21 protein-coding genes are annotated in these 17,465 nt (G+C 72.3%); 14 read left to right on the top strand and 7 right to left on the bottom strand.

What is annotated here, in order from left to right:
- Positions 1–69: 69 nt before the first annotated feature.
- The 4 genes from HNR30_RS03120 to HNR30_RS03135 are packed head-to-tail and all read left to right on the top strand — an operon-like array spanning position 70 to position 3,861.
- Positions 70–1,110, top strand: coding sequence for an iron-siderophore ABC transporter substrate-binding protein (locus tag HNR30_RS03120; protein ID WP_181608095.1), 1,041 nt, complete (start codon positions 70–72; stop codon positions 1,108–1,110).
- Positions 1,107–2,084, top strand: coding sequence for a FecCD family ABC transporter permease (locus HNR30_RS03125; RefSeq protein WP_376771723.1), 978 nt, complete (start codon positions 1,107–1,109; stop codon positions 2,082–2,084). The genes HNR30_RS03120 and HNR30_RS03125 overlap by 4 nt, the downstream gene beginning before the upstream one ends.
- Positions 2,081–3,073: a FecCD family ABC transporter permease gene (locus HNR30_RS03130; RefSeq protein ID WP_181608096.1), complete on the top strand. Its 993-nt coding sequence runs from the start codon at positions 2,081–2,083 to the stop codon at positions 3,071–3,073. The genes HNR30_RS03125 and HNR30_RS03130 overlap by 4 nt, the downstream gene beginning before the upstream one ends.
- Positions 3,070–3,861: an ABC transporter ATP-binding protein gene (locus tag HNR30_RS03135; protein WP_312894200.1), complete on the top strand. Its 792-nt coding sequence runs from the start codon at positions 3,070–3,072 to the stop codon at positions 3,859–3,861. Before HNR30_RS03130 ends, HNR30_RS03135 begins: the two co-directional genes overlap by 4 nt.
- Here the strand turns inward: HNR30_RS03135 and HNR30_RS03140 are convergent.
- The gene (locus tag HNR30_RS03140; RefSeq protein WP_181608098.1) at positions 3,848–4,762 is read right to left on the bottom strand and encodes an endonuclease/exonuclease/phosphatase family protein; all 915 of its coding nucleotides are present in this window, start codon (positions 4,760–4,762) and stop codon (positions 3,848–3,850) included. The genes HNR30_RS03135 and HNR30_RS03140 overlap by 14 nt on opposite strands.
- Before the next feature lie 52 nt (positions 4,763–4,814).
- Here HNR30_RS03140 and HNR30_RS03145 point away from each other — a divergent pair, with 52 nt between their 5' ends.
- Positions 4,815–6,068 carry an ArgE/DapE family deacylase gene (locus tag HNR30_RS03145; RefSeq protein ID WP_181608099.1) on the top strand — a complete coding sequence of 418 codons (1,254 nt, stop codon included), beginning with the start codon at positions 4,815–4,817 and terminating at the stop codon, positions 6,066–6,068.
- 11 nt (positions 6,069–6,079) lie between these two features.
- On the opposite strand, the gene HNR30_RS03150 is transcribed toward HNR30_RS03145, so the two are convergent.
- The gene (locus tag HNR30_RS03150; RefSeq protein WP_181608100.1) at positions 6,080–6,415 is read right to left on the bottom strand and encodes a rhodanese-like domain-containing protein; all 336 of its coding nucleotides are present in this window, start codon (positions 6,413–6,415) and stop codon (positions 6,080–6,082) included.
- Between the two features lie 37 nt (positions 6,416–6,452).
- Here HNR30_RS03150 and HNR30_RS03155 point away from each other — a divergent pair, with 37 nt between their 5' ends.
- Positions 6,453–7,049 carry a TetR/AcrR family transcriptional regulator gene (locus tag HNR30_RS03155; protein WP_312894201.1) on the top strand — a complete coding sequence of 199 codons (597 nt, stop codon included), beginning with the start codon at positions 6,453–6,455 and terminating at the stop codon, positions 7,047–7,049.
- Here the strand turns inward: HNR30_RS03155 and HNR30_RS03160 are convergent.
- Entirely contained in the window at positions 7,021–7,974 is a 954-nt protein-coding gene (locus tag HNR30_RS03160) for a phosphotransferase enzyme family protein (RefSeq protein ID WP_181608102.1), read from the bottom strand. The two genes, HNR30_RS03155 and HNR30_RS03160, sit on opposite strands and share 29 nt — an antisense overlap.
- A 45-nt stretch (positions 7,975–8,019) precedes the next feature.
- Complete coding sequence (locus tag HNR30_RS03165) at positions 8,020–8,556, bottom strand: cysteine hydrolase family protein (protein ID WP_181608103.1); 537 nt, start codon at positions 8,554–8,556, stop codon at positions 8,020–8,022.
- A gap of 86 nt (positions 8,557–8,642) precedes the next feature.
- On the opposite strand from HNR30_RS03165, the gene HNR30_RS03170 reads away from it, so the two are divergent.
- Both HNR30_RS03170 and HNR30_RS03175 read left to right on the top strand, forming a co-directional pair.
- A complete protein-coding gene (locus HNR30_RS03170; protein WP_181608104.1) occupies positions 8,643–9,626 on the top strand; it encodes a GlxA family transcriptional regulator in 984 nt (327 codons plus the stop codon).
- Between the two features lie 66 nt (positions 9,627–9,692).
- Positions 9,693–10,301: a cysteine hydrolase family protein gene (locus tag HNR30_RS03175; RefSeq protein ID WP_181608105.1), complete on the top strand. Its 609-nt coding sequence runs from the start codon at positions 9,693–9,695 to the stop codon at positions 10,299–10,301.
- A 3-nt stretch (positions 10,302–10,304) separates the two neighbouring features.
- Here the strand turns inward: HNR30_RS03175 and HNR30_RS03180 are convergent, their stop codons facing one another.
- Both HNR30_RS03180 and HNR30_RS03185 read right to left on the bottom strand, forming a co-directional pair.
- Positions 10,305–12,695 (bottom strand): helicase-associated domain-containing protein, encoded by a 2,391-nt coding sequence (locus HNR30_RS03180; RefSeq protein WP_181608106.1) that lies wholly within the window; start codon positions 12,693–12,695, stop codon positions 10,305–10,307.
- Between the two features lie 165 nt (positions 12,696–12,860).
- A complete protein-coding gene (locus HNR30_RS03185) occupies positions 12,861–13,328 on the bottom strand; it encodes an ATP-binding protein (protein WP_181608107.1) in 468 nt (155 codons plus the stop codon).
- Positions 13,329–13,502: 174 nt separating this feature from the next.
- Between HNR30_RS03185 and HNR30_RS03190 the strand changes: the two genes are divergently transcribed.
- The 6 genes from HNR30_RS03190 (at position 13,503) to HNR30_RS03215 (ending at position 16,889) form a co-directional block, all read left to right on the top strand.
- Entirely contained in the window at positions 13,503–14,363 is an 861-nt protein-coding gene (locus tag HNR30_RS03190) for a Sco1979 family transcriptional regulator (protein ID WP_246377123.1), read from the top strand.
- Entirely contained in the window at positions 14,364–14,609 is a 246-nt protein-coding gene (locus HNR30_RS03195) for a DUF397 domain-containing protein (protein WP_181608108.1), read from the top strand.
- A 78-nt stretch (positions 14,610–14,687) separates the two neighbouring features.
- Positions 14,688–14,933, top strand: a complete 246-nt coding sequence (locus HNR30_RS03200) for a hypothetical protein (protein ID WP_181608109.1) — start codon at positions 14,688–14,690, stop codon at positions 14,931–14,933.
- Between the two features lie 36 nt (positions 14,934–14,969).
- A complete protein-coding gene (locus HNR30_RS03205; RefSeq protein WP_181608110.1) occupies positions 14,970–15,713 on the top strand; it encodes a hypothetical protein in 744 nt (247 codons plus the stop codon).
- Positions 15,714–15,741: 28 nt separating this feature from the next.
- The gene (locus HNR30_RS03210) at positions 15,742–16,626 is read left to right on the top strand and encodes a maleylpyruvate isomerase mycothiol-dependent enzyme family protein (RefSeq protein WP_181608111.1); all 885 of its coding nucleotides are present in this window, start codon (positions 15,742–15,744) and stop codon (positions 16,624–16,626) included.
- Positions 16,626–16,889: an RNA polymerase sigma factor gene (locus tag HNR30_RS03215; RefSeq protein WP_181608112.1), complete on the top strand. Its 264-nt coding sequence runs from the start codon at positions 16,626–16,628 to the stop codon at positions 16,887–16,889. The genes HNR30_RS03210 and HNR30_RS03215 overlap by 1 nt, the downstream gene beginning before the upstream one ends.
- Here HNR30_RS03215 and HNR30_RS03220 read toward each other — a convergent pair whose 3' ends face one another.
- Positions 16,890–17,459: a histidine phosphatase family protein gene (locus tag HNR30_RS03220; protein ID WP_181608113.1), complete on the bottom strand. Its 570-nt coding sequence runs from the start codon at positions 17,457–17,459 to the stop codon at positions 16,890–16,892.
- Between the last annotated feature and the right edge of the window lie 6 nt (positions 17,460–17,465).

Raw genomic sequence — 17,465 nt, forward strand, 5'->3', positions numbered from 1 at the left:
TGGGTCAGAGGTAAGCCTTGCCTACGTTAGGCTTCCCTAAGTTCGGCTGACCCACTGCAAGGATCTTCGATGTCGCCCAGGTTCCACCGCTACGCGGCCGCCGCCGTCGCGGCCCTCTCCCTCACCGCCTGCTCGTCGACTCCCGAGGCCACCACCTCGGCCGCGCCGACGCCCGCGCAGTCCAGCGCGGCAGCGGCCGCCTTCCCCGTCACGATCAAGCACGCCCTGGGCGAGGCGGTGATCAACGAGGAGCCCAAGCGGGTCGTCACGCTCGGCCAGGGCTCCGCGGAGACCTCGATCGCGCTGGGCGTCGTCCCGGTCGGCATCGAGGAGTACACCTGGGGCGCCGACCCCAAGACCGGCTACCTGCCGTGGATCCACGAGGCGGTCACCAAGGCCGGGGGCGCCCTGCCCAAGCAGTTCGCCGGCATGGAGAACCTCGACGTCGAGTCCATCGTCGAGCTCGACCCCGACGTGATCCTCGCCCCGTGGTCGGGCATCACCAAGGAGCAGTACGACGTCCTGAAGGACATCGCGCCCACGGTCGCCTACCCCGACCTGCCCTGGTCCACCAACTGGGACCAGCAGATCGAGACGGTCGCCACCGCGCTGGGCAAGCCCGCCGAGGGCCCGCGGCTCATCGAGCAGGTCAAGAAGCAGCTGGCCGACGCCGGCGCGACCCGCCCGCAGTACAAGGACCTCTCCTTCTCCTACATCTACAACACCGGCCCCGGCACGCTCGGCATCTTCAAGCCCGACGAGCAGCGGGTGGCCTTCCTGTCGATGCTCGGCCTGAAGGTCGACCCGGTCGTCGACGAGTTCAAGGAGACCGAGGGCACAGACTCGGCGCTGATCGGCCTGGAGAACGCCCAGAAGCTCGCCGGCAGCGACATCCTGTTCACCTTCTACATGGACGAGAAGGCCCGCAAGACGGTCGAGGCGCAGAAGCTCTACGCCGAGATCCCCGCGGTCAAGCGCGGCGGCATCGTCTACAGCCACGACACCTCGTTCGTCACCGCGTCGTCGATCATCAACCCGCTCACCGTGCCGTGGGTGGTCGACAAGTACCTGCCGCTGATCGACAAGGCCGTCGCCACCGTCAAGAAGTGACCCGCTTCCTGACCAAGCTCATCGTGGCCCTCGCCGTCCTGGCGGGGGCCATGCTGGCGAGCATCGCCTTCGGCAGCCACCCCACCTCCTTCGGCGACGTCCTGGACGTGCTCTCCAGCACGGCGGACCCGAACGTCGCCACCGTGATCGAGAGCCGCTACCCGCGCACCGCGCTCGGCGTGCTCGCCGGGGTGTGCCTGGCCGTGGCGGGCACCCTGATGCAGGGCGTGACGCGCAACCCGCTGGCCGACCCCGGCCTGCTGGGCGTCACCGCGGGCGCCTCCGCCGCGATCGTCACCTCGATCGCCTTCCTGGGCATGTCGGGCGACGCCGTCTGGTGGGCGCTGCCGGGCGGCCTGCTCGCCGGGCTCCTGGTCCACGTGATCGGCTCGTCCGGCGGCGGTTCCGGGGTGGCCAGGCTGGTGCTCGCGGGCGCCGTCGTCAGCGCCGTGCTCACCGCCTACGTGCAGGCGGTCACGCTCAGCCTGCCCAAGGTCTTCGACAGCTACCGCTACTGGGTGGTGGGCGCGCTCGGCGGGCGCGGCTTCGACGTGCTCACCTCCGTGCTGCCCGTGGCCGTGGCCGGGCTGCTGCTGGCCGCCGTGCTCGGCTCCGGCCTCAACACCCTGGCGCTGGGCGAGGAGTCGGCGGCGGCGCTGGGAGCCAACCCCGGGCTGACCCGCGCGCTCGGCATGCTGGCCGCGGTGCTCCTCAGCACGGCCGCCACCGCCGCGGTGGGTCCCATCGCCTTCGTGGGACTGGCCGTGCCGCACATCGCGCGCTGGCCGGCCGGCAGCGACAGCCGTGCCCAGCTCCTCTTCTCGGCCCTGGTCGGGCCCGCCCTGCTGCTGCTGGCCGATGTCGTGGGCAGGCTGGTGCTGGCGCCGACGGAGCTGATGGTCGGCGTCGTGACCGCCTTCGTGGGCGCGCCCGCGCTGCTGCTGGCCGTACGGAGAATGAAGGCGGCCGCATGATCCGGGTCCCCATCGCGCGCAGGGCCGTGGCCGTCGCGGCAGGTCTGGTCGTGCTCCTGCTGGCCGCGGGAGTCGCCACGCTCACCCTGGGCCGGCTGGGCCTCTCGCTCGCCGATCTGACGAGCTGGCCGCCCACGGGCAAGTCGAAGTTCGTCCTCGAACGGCTGCGCGGCCCCCGCCTGGTCGTGGCGGCCGGCGTCGGCGCAGCGCTGGGCCTGTCGGGCGCGCTCTTCCAGAACGTCACCCGCAACCCGCTCGGCAGCCCCGACGTCATCGGGCTCAGCACCGGGGCAGGGGCCGGCGCCGCCATCGCCGCGCTGCTGTTCCCCGGCGTGGTCCCGACACCGGCCGGCGCGCTGGCCGGAGCGGTCGCCGCCATGGCCCTGGTCTACTTCTCCACCGGCACCGGTTTCCGCCACCCCGGACGGCTCATCGTCGCGGGCATCGGCGTCTACGCGATCGGCACCGCGATCATCCAGTACGTCGTCTACGCCGTCGAGCGCGACAAGGCCAGCGTGCTGACCGCCTACGTCAACGGCAGCCTCAACACCCGCTCCTGGGAGCAGGCGGCGACGATCTGGGTGGTCCTGCTGGCCGTCGTGCCCTTCGTGATGCTGCTGTCGCGCCGCCTGACCATGTCGGAGCTCGGCGACGAGCTCGCCGCCGGGCTCGGCGCGGAGCCGCAGCGGACCCGCGTGGCCGCGGTGGTGCTGGCGATCGTGCTGAGCGCCGGCGCGGTCGCCGTCGCCGGGCCGATCTCCTTCATCGCGCTGACCGCGCCCCAGATCGCGCGCAGGCTGACGCGGCTGCCCGGACCGCACCTGACGCTGTCGGCGCTGACCGGCGCGCTGCTGCTGGTGCTCGCCGACCTGGCCGCCCAGCAGGCGCCGATCCCGGTCAGCCTGCCCGTCGGCATCTACACCCTGGCCCTCGGCGGCCTCTACCTCGGCTACCTGCTGATCCGCGAGTGGAAGAAGGGCACCCTGTGAAAATCGCCACGCGGAACCTGACGATCTCGTACGGCGGAGCCCCCGTCGTCGGCGACCTCACCCTCGACATTCCCGAGGGCGAGTTCACGATGATCATCGGCCCGAACGGCTGCGGCAAGTCGACCCTGGTCAAGGCGCTCGGCCGGGTGCTCAAGCCCGACTCCGGCACCGTGGAGCTCGACGGCAGGGACCTGTGGTCCTACCGCGGCAGGGAGGCGGCACGCAAGGTCGCGCTGCTGCCGCAGAACCCGGTCGCCCCCGAGGGCATCACCGTCTCCGGCCTGGTGCGGCGCGGCAGGTATCCGCACCACACGCTGCTGCGCCAGTGGTCGCGCGACGACGAGGGCGCCATCGCCGCGGCGCTGGAGCGCACCGGCCTGAGCGAGCTGGCCGACGCCCAGGCCGGGCAGCTGTCCGGCGGGCAGCGCCAGCGTGCCTGGATCGCCATGGTGCTGGCCCAGCAGACCGGTCTGCTGCTGCTCGACGAGCCGACGACCTTCCTCGACATCTCCCACCAGTACGAGCTGCTCGAGCTCTGCCGCGACCTGCACGACGAGGGCAGGACCATCGTGGCCGTGCTGCACGACCTCAACCAGGCCGCCCGCTTCGCCACGCACCTGATCGTCATGAACGGCGGCACGGTCGTGGCGCAGGGCCCGCCTTCGCGGATCGTCACCACGGAGCTGGTCCGCGACGTCTTCGGCCTGGCGTGCGACGTGCTGCCCGACCCGCGCACCGCGACGCCGATGGTCGTCCCCCACGCCGGGCGGGTGGCTACGGCACCGTGAGGTCGGCCATGACGGGCCGGTGGTCGGTGCCCGCCAGGGGGAGCACCTCGAAGCCGCGCACCCCCAGGCGGCGGTCGGCCAGCACGTGGTCGATCGTCACCCCCGGCACCGCCCCGTAGCCCATCATCGGCCACGTCGCCGTCAGCCCCTGTCCGGTGACGTCACCCGCGTCCCGGTATCCGCCGTCGAGCAGGTCGCGCACCAGCGGGTGGTCCAGCGTCGCGTTGAAGTCGCCCGCCAGCACGACCGGGCGCTCACCGCCCGCCCGCGGCAGCGCCTCCAGCCCTTCGCGCCAGCAGGGCAGCCGTTCGCCCCGCTGCGGCGCGCACGGATGCACCGAGACGACCTCCACCTGACGGCCCTCCGGCATCGTGACCACCGCCCTGACCTGGCGGAAGTGCCCGTACTCGATCAGCGGCAGCTCCGTCAGCGGATGGCGCGCGTAGATCGCCGAACCGACCGCACCGCCGGTCTCCCGCTCGATCGCGTACGGCAGCAGCCGGCCCAGCCGCCGCTTGGACGCGGGGGTCAGCTCCTGCACCGCCACCACGTCCGGCCGCACCCTCTCGACCAGCTCCAGCACCGCCCCGGCGTCGGCGCCTCCCAGCCGCAGGTTCATCGCCAGCACCCGCAACGGCCGGCCTGCGGGCTCGGCGCCCCCATCGGAGAAGTAGCGCGGCAGCACCGCCGCGGCCAGCGCGAGCGTGGCCACCAGCATCGCCCCGATCGCCGCCCGCCGCCGCGCCAGCACGGCCACGAACAGCCCGAGCGCCGAGGCCAGGGCGACGTACGGGGTGTAGGCCGCCAGGGCCACCCACAACCACACGTGGTCGAGCGGGGAGTAGCGGAGAACGGCCCAGGTCACGAAGAAGCCGGTCACGGCATAGAGGATCCACTTCACACCCGGTATCTCCACTCGCGCGATCAGGAGTTCGCCTGCGAAGGTAAGCCTCATGCATGATGTGGAAGCGCGGGTGCTGAACGCGATCGATGACGCCGAGACGGTCGAGCTGCTGGCCGAGACGGTGAGGGTGCCCAGCGTGACCGGCACCGATGCCGAGTCCGACCTGCAGCACCGGTTCGCCCGCCTGCTGACCGAGGCGGACCTCGACGTCGACGTCTGGAAGCTCGACCTCGACACGTTGCGTGCCTCCGAGGGGTTCCCCGGCACCGAGGCCGAGCGGGTCGAGGGTTACGGCGTGGTCGGGGTGACGCCGGGCGAGGGTGAGCCGGTCCTGGTTCTGCAGGGGCACGTCGACGTGGTGCCGACAGGCGATCTGGCCAAATGGCAGGGCAGCGACCCGTTCGCGGCGCGGATCACGGGTGACACCCTGCACGGGCGCGGCGCCTGTGACATGAAGGCGGGCCTGGTGGCGAACCTGGCGGTGGTGCGCGCGCTGCGCCGGGCCGGGGTGCGGCTGGTGCGGCCCCTGGCGGTGCACTGCGTGGTCAGCGAGGAGGACGGCGGCCTGGGGGCCTTCGCCACCCTGGCGCGCGGGCACTCGGGCGAGGCGGCGGTGATCACGGAGCCGACCAGCGGCACCGTGATCACCGCGAACGCCGGGGCGCTGACCTTCCGGCTGGAGGTCGCCGGGATGGCGGCCCACGGCGCCACCCGCGCGGAGGGTGTCAGCGCGATCGAGATGTTCTGGCCGGTTTTCGAGACCCTCAGGCGCCTGGAGGCCTCGCGCAACCGCGATCTGCCCGCGCTGTTCGACGGCAACGCCCTGCCGTACCCGATCGAGATCGGCACCGTCAGGTCGGGCGACTGGGCCAGCACCGTGCCCGACCTGCTGGTGGCCGAGGGCCGCCTGGGCGTGCGCCTCGACGAGGACCCCGCCGAGGCGCGTGCCGCCTTCGAGGAGGCCGTGGACGGCATCGCGCATCCGTGGCTGCGCGCCCACCCGGTGGCGGTGACCTGGCCGGGCGGGCAGTTCGCCAGCGGGCGGCTCCCGGCGGCGCACCCGCTGCTGGGGGAGGTGAACGCCGCCGTGGCCGCCGTGCGGGGTGGCGTCCCGGCCGAGACCGCCGCGCCGTACGGCAGCGACCTGCGGTTGTACAACGGCGGCGGGATCCCGGCGCTGCACTACGGCCCCGGCGACGTGCGCTTCGCGCACGCGCCGCGCGAGCAGGTGGCGCTGGGCGAGCTGCGCGAGGTCACGCGGGCGCTGGCGCTGCTGGCCGTACGGCGGTGCGGGGTGCGCTAGCGGTGCGTGGGTCAGACGGTGACGCCGGTCTCGACCGGAAGTCCCGCCTCCACCCAGTCCTGGATGCCCTCACGGTACTTGCGCACGTTGGTGTATCCCAGCCTGTCGAGCCTGAGCGCCACGGCCTCGCTGTTGGCGCAGGCGGGGTTGGAGCAGTAGGTGACGATCGCGGCGTCCCGGTCGGGCAGCAGCTCGGCGGCGCGCTCGGCCACCTCGCTCTCCACGAGCGCGATCGCGCCCGGCAGGTGCTGCTGGGCGTAGTAGTCGCCGCCGAGGGCGTCGACGACGGTCACGGTGCCCGCGGCGATCGCGGCCTCGAGTTCGGCGCGCGAGATGAGCTCGGTCATTTGCAGCCTCCAGATCAAGTGGACTACAGTCCGTTTTGTGGATGGCTTGGAAATTACCGGACCGCAGTCCGTTTCGTCAAGGCGGGTTCGTGCCGATGCCGCGCGCAACCGCGAGAAGGTGCTGGCGGCCGCGGCCCGGTTGTTCCGCGAGAAGGGCGTCGCGGCCGTCTCGATGGACGCCGTCGCCGCCGAGGCGGGAGTCGGCAAGGGCACGATCTTCCGCGCCTTCGGCGACAAGTCGGGACTGGCCGTGGCCCTGCTCGACACGCAGGAGACGCTGCTGCAGGAAGGTGTCCTGTCGGGGCCGCCGCCTCTCGGGCCGGGCGCGCCCGCGCGCGAGCGCCTGGGCGCCTTCTTCGACGCCTACCTCGACTACCTGTTCGGCCACCTGGACCTGGTCCGCATGTCGGAGACCGCCAGCCCGGGAGCCCGCTACCGCATCGGCGCCTACCGGTTCTGGCACCGGCACGTGACGGTGCTGCTGGAGGAGGGCGGACCGAGGGCCGACGCGGCGGTGCTCGCGCACCTGCTGCTGGCCGGCGTCTCAGGCGAGCTCGCCGGGGTGCTGGACGAGGAGTACGGCAGGGAGCGGGTGCGGGCCGCGATCACCGCCCTGGTCGAAGCCCTCGTCTGAGCGGCGGCCCGGCGTGTTGGGCGGCGGCGTCGAGGACCCGCTCGAAGGCCTCCATGGTGGGCAGCTTGGCCAGCACGTCCGCGACGGCGTCGACCGCGAAGCGCCGGTGCTCCGGCTCGGCGCCCTCGTCGGCGGCGAGCCGCGCCTGGGCGTCGAGGTAGTTGAGCAGGACGGCCACCTCCATGGAGAAGGCCCCCAGCCCGCCCGGCGGCTCCAGGCCGCAGGCACGCCGGTAGGCGGCCACGGTCGCCTTCACGCCGCCGCCGTCCACCTCGCCGTCGTGGTGGTGCCAGCGCAGCAGCGTGCCCGCCAGCTCCTGCTCGGGCACGCCGGGGCCGGCGTTGTCCCAGTCGAGCACCACCAGGCCGCCATCGGGGGCGCGCATCAGGTTCGACTGCTTCATGTCCAGGTGGCACAGCCGGGCGCGACCCGGATCCGCGGGCCGGACCAGGGCGGCCAGCTCGGCGAGCCGCTCTTCGTACGGCGCGGCCTCGGGGATCTCGCTCCACCGCCCGGGCGCCGCCACCCGGTCGTACCAGGGATCGACGGGCCGCTCCGTGGCCAGTGCGGTCGCGTGCAGGGTGCCCAGGACGGTGCCGACCTCCTCGGCGCCCGCCGGGCTCCCGGGGACGCCGTCGGCCCAGGAGTACAGCCGGACCTGGACGCCGTCACGCTCGGCCAGGTAGCGGCCGCTCGTCGTGGGCAGGTTCAGCGGGGCGCGCAGGCCCAGCTCCACGGCGCGATCACGCAGGGCGGCCTCCTCGTGGACGGCCCGCTCGTCGAGGCCGGCCCAGAAGAACTCCTTCATCGCGTAGCTCCGGCCGCCGCTGTCGAGGCGCCAGACCCTGCCCATCGCGCCTCGCCCGGCCACGCTCATCGTGCCGTCGGCCAGGCCGTACTCCGCGAACACCCACGCCATCGACATGGCACGCAGCCTGCCCGCCCGGCCCGCCTGCGGTCCACCGGATATTCAGAGGCAGTGCTCGCCCGGCGCGGCCTCGGCGCGCATGTTGCAGGTCATCATCCGCATCGCCGCCTCGGCCAGGTCGGCGTGGATGTGGGCGACGCAGTCGGCGGCGACCCGGACGTCGAACTCCCGCACGTAGGCGTCCAGGGCGCTGTAGAGCACGCACTGCTCGGTCACCTGCCCGGCCAGAACCACCGTGCCGACCCCCTTCCTGCGCAGGAGGTAGTCGAGGGAGGTGCCGTAGAAGGCGCTGTGGCGCACCTTGGGCAGGAACGCGCAGCCTTCGGGAGGGAGGATCGGTTCGACGAGGTCGGGCCGCCGCCCTTCCAGGGCGCGCCGCGTGAGCTCCGCCGGGCCGGCGGCGAAGTCGCCGTGGTTGTCGTTGACGTAGACGAGTTCGACGTCGTCACGTTCCTCCGCCTGCCGTATCAGCGCGGCCAGCGGGCCGACGACCTCCTCGACGCTCTTGGCCAGCAGGTCGGCGTCGTCGTGGTCGTAGCTGTTGAGCATGTCCATGACGACCAGCGCGGTGACGTTCATCCCGGTCCCCTACCCAGGCCGGCGTGTCCGTATCTGACAGTTAACTGTCGTTGCAGTCATTCGGTGCATTAAGTGACAATCGAGACATGTCCACCGCACATCGCGTCGTGATCGCGCTCTTCCCTGACGTCGACCTGCTCGACGTCACCGGCCCGGCCGAGGTGTTCGCCCTGGCCAACCGGGTCGCCGGGCGAGCACTCTACGACGTGCGGCTGGCCGGGCCGGAAGGCGGCCAGGTCACCACGTCGGCCGGGGTGCGGCTGCTGGCCGACCTCAGCTTCGACGAGGTCGGCGACCAGGTCGACACCCTGCTGGTGCCCGGCGCGGTCGAGGTCACCCCCGACGGGCCGCGCGCCCTGACGGATCCCCGGGTGGTGGCCTGGGTACGGCACGCGGCACCCGCCGCGCGCCGGGTGGCGTCGGTGTGCGTCGGCGCCCACATCCTGGCCGAGGCCGGGCTCCTCACGGGCCTGACCGCCACCACCCACTGGTCCACCGCCGCCCAGCTGGCGGCCGACCACCCGGAGGTCACGGTCGACCCCGACCCCATCTTCGTGCGCTCCAGCGCCCGGGTGTGGACGGGGGCGGGCATCAGCGCCTGCCTCGACCTGACGCTCGCCCTGGTCGCCGAGGACCACGGCGAGGAGACGGCCCTGGCCGTCGCCCGCGAGCTGGTCATGTACCTCAAACGCCAGGGAGGCCAGAGCCAGTTCAGCGTGCCGCTGGCGCACGCCGCCACCGGACGCCGCGACATCGACGAGCTGCGCCTGTGGATCGCCGAGCACCTCGACGAGGAGCTCACCCTCGTCGAGCTGGCGGCCAGGATGGGGCTCAGCCGGCGCCAGTTCGCCCGGGTCTTCCGCCAGCAGACCGGCACCACACCCGCGGCCTACATCGAGTCCGCGCGGGTGGAGGTGGCCAGACGGCTGCTGGAGACCACCGACCTGCCCCTGCCACGGGTGGCGGCCGACAGCGGGCTCGGCTCGGTGGAGACCCTGCACCGGGCCTTCCGCCGCCGCCTGGGCACCGGCCCCGGCACCTACCGCCGCCGTTTCCACACGGTGGCCTGAACCCGGCTCGCTCGAATGCCGCCACGCGGCGGCGCGAGCGTGCCGGAAAACGAAAGGAATCACGCCATGAGCACCACCGTCTCCACCACGTTGCGCGAGGTCGTCGGCCTGCCCGCGGACCTGCCGCGCCTGGCCGGCACCACCCTCGTCATGATCGACTACCAGAACACCTACCGCACAGGGGTCATGGCCCTGCCCGGCGCGGAGGCCGCGATCAAGGCGGGCGCGCGCCTGCTGGAGCGTGCGCGCGCAGCCGGGGCCGGCGTCGTGCACATCGTCAACGACGGCGGCCCCGGCACGCCGTACGACATCCACGCGGAGATCGGTTCCATCAGCCCGGAGGTCGCGCCGCGCGAGGGCGAGCCCGTGGTGGTCAAGACGGCGCCCAACGCCTTCCACCAGACCGGCCTGGAGCGGGTGCTCAAGGACCTCGGCGCCGGCGGCGACCTGGTGCTGGCCGGGTTCATGACCCACATGTGCGTGACGTTCACCGCCGAGGGCGCGTTCCTGCGCGGCTACCGGCCGGTGGTCGTGGCCGACGCCTGCGCGACGCGCACGCTGGCCGGCCCCGGCGGCACGCCGGTGGACGACGCCACGCTGCACCGCGCCGCCCTGACCACCATCGGCGACCTGTTCGGCCTGGTCGTGCCCACCGCCGCCGCCCTGGAGGACTGAGGCTCAGAAGGTCGCGCGGACCTCGACGATCTCGGCGAGCGGGAACTCCAGGTAGTCGCCCGCCTCCTCACACCAGGCGTCGAGCACGCCCGCCCGGAGCTCGCCGTGACTGATCGTCGCGGTGAGCCCGTCGGTGAGCCGGATCCCCGCCCGCACCCCCCGGTCGACCACGAACCCCAGCAGCGACTGCTGGGCCGTGGGCAGCCTGGTGGCCGTGCGCCCGATGACCGCCCATGTGCGGGCGCCCACCTCCACGCTCTCGTGGGCGGTGACCAGGCGCTTGGCGTGTTCGTGCGGATCGGGGGTCGGCTCGGTGAGCACGTAGGGCGGCGGCAGCTCGGCGACCTGGCCGCCGGGCAGCAGGATGAGCTTGCCGTTCTGCGGCTCCTCGACCCTGGTGCGCCGCCTGATCTCGACCTCGCCGGTGTCGGCGACGGTGACGGGCGCGTAGCCGTTCTCCCGCAGCAGGGCGAGCGTTCGCTCGGCCGGGGCGGAGCTGACCAGCACCGTGGGCGCCAGCAGCCGCAGGCCCAGGCGCGACAGGCGGCGGTGGCCGGCGATCTCGGCCAGCAGCCCCGGGTCGGAGGCCTGCACGATGCAGCCGACCGTGGTCACGGTGACCTCGCCGTGGCGGCGGGCCACGTCGCGCACGAGGTACTCCAGCGGCTGCGGGATGGCGCCGACGGAGGCCAGTTCCTCAAGGAGCTCGTCGCAGTCGTAGCCGTCGTCGAGCGCGCGGCGCACGCTCTCGGCCGAGAAACGCCAGACCGAGGCGGCGCCGCGCGACTCGCGGTCGGCCGAGCGGTCGAGCAGGGCGGCCAGTTCGGCGGAGGGCGGCCCGGTCACCACGGCGGTCAGGTCGGGGCCGAACAGCGCGCTGCGCCGCACGCTGGCCAGGGCGCGGGTGGAGACCTCGACCAGGCCGGGATCGTGCTCGACGACCGGCACGCAGTCGTCGTTCTCGTCGCCCGCCTTGCCCGCCAGGCCCGCGAGCGCCCGGCCCAGGTCGGTCAGGGCGTTGTTGGCCAGGACGCCGAGCAGCCTGGCCTCGTCGAGCACCGCGGGGGCGCACTCGGCGAGCAGGGCCTGGTCGAGCAGCGGGGCGTGCCAGTGGACCGCGCGGACCAGCGCGCCTCGTTCGGCGAACGCGATGCCGGACGGCAACGAGCACAACACCTGCACGACGGCGCGCCGCACGCGGGCGATGGCGGCGCCCGACTGCTCGTCGCCGAGCGCGGTCGGGTACTTGCCGTCGATCTTGCGCAGGGACGAGCGCTCCATGCGCCACCACGCCGACAGCAGCACGCGCAGCCGGGCCGAGCCCTCGTCGAGCCGCCAGCGGTCGAACCGGTCGGTGGGCACCATGCCGCCCGACTTGTCGTCGAGGGCCAGGAGCCGCGCGACGGCGCAGATCTCCAGGAGCAGCCGGGCCTCGTCCTCGTCGCAGCCGGTCTCCTTGGCGAGCCTGCGCACCTCGCGCACGCCCACGCCGCCGGTCTTCAGCAGGGGCAGCGGCGTCTTGGCGGTGTTGTCGAGCAGGGCGGCGCAGCGCTCGACGAGATGCGGCGCGGCCAGGGTCATCAGGTGGTCGACCTCTTCCGGATCGACCGGGATGCCCGGGATCTCGGGGGCGACGGGGGTGAAGGGCGGGTGGTAGTCGGGGCCGCGCAGGCTCAGCGCCACCTCGCGCGGCATCTCGGCGACGTGCCAGTTGGGGCGGTAGAGCAGGCCGTGGTCGGCGGCCCAGCGCTCGGGGGTGCCGGGCAGGACGAAGCGGTTGCCGTCGACGTCGCGCAGCGGGCCGTCCCAGGCGAACTCCTCCAGGAACTGGCGCGTGCCCGCCGGGGCGCTGGACAGCAGGCCGGTCAGGCGGGTGGCGTCGCCGAGCACCTCGGCGACGCGGGAGATCGTGCGCCGCCGGTTGCCGTGCGGCGGGAGCCCCAGGTTGCGGGAGAGCAGGCGCAGCGTGTCGTTGCTGATCGTCCAGGAGTTCAGGTAGTGGTCGAGCGGCTCGCCCAGTCCGAGCGGAGCGGTCCACCACCGCGAGACGGCCTCGGCCAGGTGGATGTGGCCGTCGCGGTCGGGCCAGGCCAGGGCGTGGTCGTAGAGGCCGTCGAGCCAGTGGCGCACGTCGTCGGCGGTGGCGTCGAGGAAGTCCGCGAGCGCGGGGACGGTGGGGGAGTCGAGCACGAGGCAGGTCTGCGCCAGCTCCAGGCAGGGCTGGGGCAGGCTGCGCATCGCCTCCATGACGGCGAAGCCGTTGGTCAGCCGCTGCGCGAGCGATTCCAGCCGCCGGGGCCAGGGCGCCGCGATCGCGTCCTGCCGGTTGGTGAGGACGCGGGCAAGTCTGTCTTCGTCGAGTGTTCGCAGCCAGCCGAGCAGGTGATCATCCATCGGTCAGCACTCTCAGGGGTCGCGCGCGGGACTCGCGAGCTGTTGGGCGCTCATCCCTTCTCGTTCGCTTCGCGGGCGGCTTGCTGCGCCGCGCCGACCGCTCCGCTCACTCGTCGGGTTCGCGCCGCGAGCCATGACCATCCACGGTAGTGCAGATCACCGTTGTCAGGAGAGGACTGCCCAGACGATCTTCCCTTTTGGTGAGAGTGCCGACCACCCCCAGCGGAGCGCCAGCGAGTCGACGATGTGCAGCCCGAGCCCGCCCACGTCGAGCGGCCCGGCGTAGCGCAACACCGGGACCGAGGGCCCGGGGTCGGTGAAGGCGCAGGTCACCAGCCTGCCCCGCCGTACGAGAGACATCTGTACGGCCGGCGGCACCCCACCCAGGGCCAGCCCGTGCCGCAAAGCGTTGGTCGCCAGCTCCGACACGACGAGTTCCATGTTGTCCACGACCTCCGTCAGCCCCCAGGCGGCGAGCGTCCCGGCGGTGAAGCTGCGCGCCGAGTGCACGGACGAGGCCGCGGGGGGAAGGGCGAACGTGGCGCTGGAGGCGGGACCGCCTTCGAGGAGGTCACGGGCCGCGTCGGGCCACCAGCCGACCGGGGGCCACCAGTCGAAGGTGGTCCAAGTCATTGTGGACTGCACATGATCATTCTGAGGCAGAATGTCGTGCATGTGCAAGAGCGAATGCACGTGCAGAGAAGGCGTGCATTCGCTACGGTTACGGATGAAAAAAGGTACTCCGGGGGAAAGGAACCTTCCTGTCAGACTATGAGTTAGGAACCGACTAAGGAGCAGCACGTGTCCATGGATCCACCTGGATCGGGGTCGACCGTCCGGCGCATCATGCTCGGAGCGAGCCTGCGCCGGCTGCGCGAGAACGTGGGGCTGGAACGCGATGCGGCCGGGTTCCATATCCGCGCGTCCGCGTCCAAGATCAGCCGCATGGAGCTCGGCCGCGTCGGCTTCAAGACACGTGACGTGGAGGATCTGCTCACGCTCTACGGCGTCAGCGACAACGCCGAGCGCCGTGCTTTGCTGGAGATGGTGCGAGAGGCCAACACCCCCGGGTGGTGGCACAAGTACTCGGACGTCCTGCCCGGCTGGTTCACGACCTACGTGGGCCTGGAAGAGGCGGCGACCCTGATCCGCACCTACGAGGTCCAGTTCGTGCCCGGACTGCTCCAGACGGCCAACTACGCGCGGGCCGTCTACCGCCTGGGCAACCCCGATGCAACTCCCGAGGACGTAGAACGGCGCGTGCGCTCACGTCTGCAGCGCCAGCAACGTTTCACCCAGAAAGACGGCCCCCGCCTCTGGGCGGTCATCGACGAGGCCGCGCTCAGGAGGATCATCGGCGGTACGGAGATCATGGCCGAGCAGCTTCAGCATCTGCTGCACGTCGCGACCCTTCCGCACATCACCATCCAGGTGATGCCGTTCAAGTACGGCTCGCACGCCGCGGAGGGTGGCGCGTTCAGCATTCTGCGGTTTCCCGAGTCCGACCTGTCGGACGTCGTCTATGTCGAACAGCTCTGGGGTGCTCTCTACCTGGACAAGCGTGAGGACATCGACCCGTACCTCACCGCCATGGACCAGCTGTGCGTGGAGAGCACCACGCCCGGCGGCACCGTCGAGCTCATCGACGCTCATCTCAGAAAGATGTAGATGGACCACACCTACAACGGCATGCCCGCCCGCGACCTCACGGAGCTCACCGGGGCCGCGTGGCGCAAGAGCCGCTACAGCAACTCCCAGGGCAACTGCGTGGAGCTCGCCGAGCTCCCCGACGGGGCGATCGCGGTCCGCAACTCGCGCTTCCCCGACGGTCCCGCGCTGATCTACACCCGAGCAGAGATGCGGGCCCTGGTGCTCGGGGTCAAGGACGGGGAGTTCGACACCCTCCTGGTGTAACTGCGTGTTAACAGCCCGGCGCATCCGCTTAACGCGGGTGCGCCGGTGATGTAACAGGTCAGCGGCACAATCGGGACCATGCTCGACCAGATGACGCTCTACCCGATAGCCGACGACGTCCTCATCGCCCCCGGCGGCAAGGTCGTGGTCCGCACCTACGGCATCGCCTCCGACTCCGAGCGGGTCTCCTACCGCACCTGGGTCACCGGCCTTCGCGACCAGCCCCGCTACTGGCACTGGGGACGCTACGAGGAGGCCGCCACCGGTCACCGCAAGGTGCTCGAGTGGCTGACCGGACGGGGGCCACAGCCGATGGTAGCCTAGCAATCGCTTGGTCAAATCCAGCGAGGAGGGCCGCCGATGCGCCGCGGGATCTACCTGATCGAAGAAGTCGACTTCCGGCCCATGAACTCCCGCAGGCCCCTCGAATACCTCACCTGGCTCACCCGCTACAAACGCGAGGACGAGAACCTCCAGCGGCACACGCTCACCGAGGGCATGTCCATCAGATCCCGCGAGATCGACCTCGTCGGCGCCTTCTACGCCGTCGGCATCACCGGGCACCAGCAGTTCAAGGCCGTCACGCTCTGGCACTGCCACGGAGGCTGGGACGGAGGCTGGCGCCAGATGCTGGAGATCTACGACGGCGTCGGCGACAAGCTGTTCCTGTCCGACATCGACGACCTGCGCTTCTCCGCCTTCTCCCGCCCGCTCGGGGCCGTGCACGGCACCCCGGGGCTGGGCGACACCGTCAGGCCCCTCTACCTCTACGAGAGCGCCACCGTCCGGCCGGGCGCCGCGCTCGACTACCTGGCCGCCGTGCGCGAGGAGCGGCTGCCGGTGCTGCGCGAGCACGGCCACGACCTGGTGGGCCTGTACGAGGTGCTGATGTGCGACAACGAGGTCGTCACGCTGTGGGGCACCACCATCGACGCCCACCTGGCGGTGCAGCGGGCCCGCGACGCCGCGCTCGGGCTCGACGACGAGGTGGCGCCAGACTCCCGCCTGCTCGACTGGTCCAAGCGTGCCCGCGACTACCTGGAGGGCCCGTGGCGCGAGACCCTGCTCGCTCCCTTCCCCGGCTCTCGCCTTGCGCCCGGCTAGCGGGTAGCGTCGGCAGGCGGAGGCACACATGGCCGACGAATACTGGCGGAACGGGCAGCCGCGGCCGTCGCGGCATGGCCCGGACTGCCCGGAGTGCGCTCTCGCACTGGCGTCGATAGGGGTCCTGGAGCAGGAGATCGCCCCGCCGCCGCGCTTACGCGAGGCGGTGCTGTCCAAGGCCGGGCGTGTCAGGCCGCCGGCCAGGCCCGAGGTCGTCGAGGCCGCGGTGCCGTACGCCGCCCAGCTCGCCCTGATGGACGAACTGCTCGCGGAGCTGAGCGAGGACGAATGGAGCGCGCCGGTCGTCAAGCACGGCACGGTGCGCGGCATGGTCGAGCACCTGGCCGCCAACGACCGCCCGGTGGCCGCGCTCATGGGCGTGCCGGAAGGCCCGTGGCCCCGCTTGTGGCGCGGCCAGGCGACCACGCTGCTCGAACGGTTCTCCCGCAACGCCGGGCCGCTGCTGGAGGTCGAGGTGGACCTGGCGGGCCGCGCACCCGCCCGCGGACCGCTGCGCGCGGCGATGGTGCAACGGGCCTTCGAGACGTGGACCCACGCCGACGACATCCGCACCGCCCTGGCCCGGCCGCTGACGGCGCCCGATCCCGAGCACGTGCGCCGTATCGCCGGTTTCGGGATCCCGAAGCTGCCCGGGGCCCGCCAGGGTCCGCCGCGCGACGTCGCGGTGATGATCTCGCTGCTCGGCCCGGGCGGCGGCACCTGGACGGTCTCGCTGTCGGAGGTGCCCGGCCGCAGGGTGCCGCTGGCGCTGACGCTCAGGGCCGACGCCGTCGGCTTCTGCCGCCTGATGGCCGGACGCGTGCCGCCCGACGACTTCCCCTACGAGGCGGAGGGCCGCGCCTCGCTCGCCCACGAGGTGGTCTGGGCCGCCTCCAGGCTGGGGTGTGACTGATGGACGACCACGCGCTGCACATCCGCCTGGTGGCGGGCGACCTCGACGCCCTGGCCGAGCTCTACGACCTGCACAGCCCCTTCGTGTACGGCGTGGCCCTGCGGGTCACCGGCAGCGAGGGCCTGGCCGAGACGATCACCCAGGAGCTGTTCGCCCACCTGTGGGAGCAGCCCGGTCAGTTCGACCCCGCGCTCGGCTCGCTGCGCGGCTGGCTGGTCTCGCGCAGCCTGCACGACGCGGCCACCCGCATCGAAGTCGGCTGATCAGCCCGCCACGGGGGCGTTCCAGGTCAGCACGACCTCCCTGGCGTGCTCGTGGCCCAGCCGCGAGTAGGTGCCGGTGTCGAGGCGGAAGAAACGGCCGTCGGCCGCGGGCAGCCCCAGCCACCGCGCGGTGAGGACCCGCAGGAAGTGGCCGTGCGCCACCAGGGCCACATCGCCCTCCACGTCCGTCACGCGGGCGATCACCCGGTCTGCACGTGCACCGACGTCGTCGGCGCTCTCGCCGCCCGGCACGCCGTCGTCCCACAGGTACCACCCGGGCCTGGACTCCCTGATCACCGGGGTGGTGATGCCCTCGTAGTCGCCGTAGTCCCACTCCCACAGGTCGGGCTCGACCTCGTAACCGGTCAGCCCGGCCAGGTCCGCCGTACGGCGTGCACGTGCAGCGGGACTCACCAGCACCAGGGCGAAATCGTGCGCCCGCGCCACCGGGGCCAGCAGCTTGGCCTGCGACTCGCCGTTGGCGGTCAGGGGCAGGTCGGTGCGGCCGGTGTGGCGCCCGTTCCTGCTCCACTCGGTCTCACCATGCCTGAGCAGCAACATCTCGTTCATGGCTCC

Origin of the sequence: Nonomuraea soli (assembly GCF_013761175.1) — a bacterium.
Classification (GTDB): Bacteria; Actinomycetota; Actinomycetes; order Streptosporangiales; family Streptosporangiaceae; genus Nonomuraea; species Nonomuraea soli.